A 2,001-nucleotide genomic window follows, 5' to 3' on the forward strand; every position below is an offset into this window, starting at 1 on the left:
GGTTCAATCTTCTGTTCCGCACCATTCGATCAGGGTTAATGCCATAATTTCTGCTGCTTCAAATACTTTATCCATTTCAATATACTCATTCGGGTAATGAGCCATTTCTGTTACTCCTGGACCAAAGACTAAAGAAGGTGTTTCTCCTGCTTCCGTTAACAGTCCGCCATCCGTCCCCCATGGGGATGCCTCAATGACAGGATCAGCGCCCACTACATTCTGATACCCAGCCACGAGGGCGTTCATGAAAGGGTGCTCTTGATCCATAGCTCCTGGAAGCCAGCGTGCGCCAAACCACTCCAATGTGGTCGGATGTTCTTCAAACCAGGGATCTTTATCTTTCAATTGCTTCAGCCAGTTCTCCATTTCTGCTTTAGCATTTTCGCTCGTTTCTTCTGGAGAGATCCCCATACGTCCTTCTATTTTCACGAGATCTGGTACAGAAGATGGCCAGTCCCCACCTTCAATTTTCCCTACATTGATCGGAATGGGGATTGGGATGTTTTGGTACAGTGGATCGTTGATCTGATCATTTCGCTGTTTTTCTAACTGACGAATATGATCTATAACCAACATACTTTTTTCAATTGCGCTAACCCCTTGATAGCGCGTCCCTCCATGAGCCGATCGCCCTTTTACATCAATACGGAACCACATAGAGCCTTGCTGCTTAGGAAAAATCTTCATGTTGGTTGGCTCAGGGATTAGAGCCGCCTCGGCTTTATATCCTTTCATCACGGCTGCAAGGGTTCCTGTCCCTCCGCTCTCTTCCTCGATAACGCTTTGAAAAATAACGTCTCCCTTAAGCCTGATGCCAAGATTCTTTAATACCTTCAAAGCAAGGAGCATGGAGACATTGCCGCCTTTCATATCCGTAACCCCGCGGCCATACATCCGTCCGTCGATCACCTTTCCGCTATAAGGATCATGCTCCCACTGGGTACGATCCCCGGCAGGAACAACATCGATATGGCCATTAAAAATAATGGAGCGCCCCTCGCCTGTTCCCTGTTGGACCCCTACAACGTTAGGGCTTCCCCTAAAGTTTTCTCGTGAAGAAGCAAAATAAGGATGCTTCCTAATCTCTTCTTCATCCGGATCCCAACGATCTATGGTCATTTCCAGTTCCTTTAACGTCTCGATCACGACAGCTTGTGCTTCGGCTTCATTCCCTTGGGTGCTGTCCGCTTGAACCAGACGCTGAAGAAGTTTCGTGCCTTCTTCTCTATAACCCTGAAGCCATTCGTGAATATTATCCTTGTTGAATTCCACTATCCATTCTCCTTTCTCGTCACGATAATGTAGTTACTTGATCAGACAGCATTAAATCAGCAGCCGTATTCTTCATTACATCGTCAGCTGTATAAGGAGCCATCACTTCTTTTAACAAAAGTCCTTCCTCCGTGACCTCTATGACAGCCCGGTCGGTGATGATGATATCCACACAAGCTTTAGCTGTTAAAGGGAGCTGGCACTCGGGTACTATTTTGGGTTCTCCATGCTTGTTTATATGACTCATCAGTACAATGACCTTCTTAGCCTTTTGTGCAAGCTCCATGGCTCCGCCTATACCCGGCACCCGTTTTCCCGGCACAATCCAGTTTGCCAGATCCCCCTTTTCGCTGACTTCCAGGCCTCCTAAAATAGTAATATCCAGATTTCCTGATCGAATAATGCCAAAGGCAGTCGCGCTGTCAAAATAAGAAGCACCCGGGACGATACTTACCGGAAAACCAGCTGCATTGCAGAGCATTGGATTTTCCTCACCCTCTTCGGGAGATTCTCCCATGCCAAGTACTCCGTTCTCCGCTTGGAACATAACCTGCATATCTGCCGGAATATGATTGGAAACGAGGGAAGGGATACCGATTCCTAAGTTAACGATCATGCCGGGGTCTATTTCCTTAGCCGCCCGCCTGGCCATCCGGTTGCGCAGATCTACTCCCATGCCCATGTCCAGTTCACCCCTTTACTTTGAATAATCATATCAACGAAAATCCC

2 protein-coding genes are annotated in these 2,001 nt (G+C 47.4%); both read right to left on the reverse strand.

The window, feature by feature from the left end; translation table 11 throughout:
- Nucleotides 1-3 precede the first annotated feature (3 nt).
- Entirely contained in the window at nucleotides 4-1,272 is a 1,269-nt protein-coding gene (locus WAM07_RS06615; protein ID WP_422165745.1) for a peptidase, read from the reverse strand.
- A gap of 19 nt (nucleotides 1,273-1,291) precedes the next feature.
- On the reverse strand, nucleotides 1,292-1,954 hold the full coding sequence (locus WAM07_RS06620) for a 3-oxoacid CoA-transferase subunit B (RefSeq protein WP_422165746.1): 663 nt from the start codon (nucleotides 1,952-1,954) through the stop codon (nucleotides 1,292-1,294).
- Nucleotides 1,955-2,001: the final 47 nt, after the last annotated feature.

The organism is Halobacillus sp., assembly GCF_049282395.1.
GTDB lineage: Bacteria > Bacillota > Bacilli > Bacillales > Halobacillaceae > Halobacillus.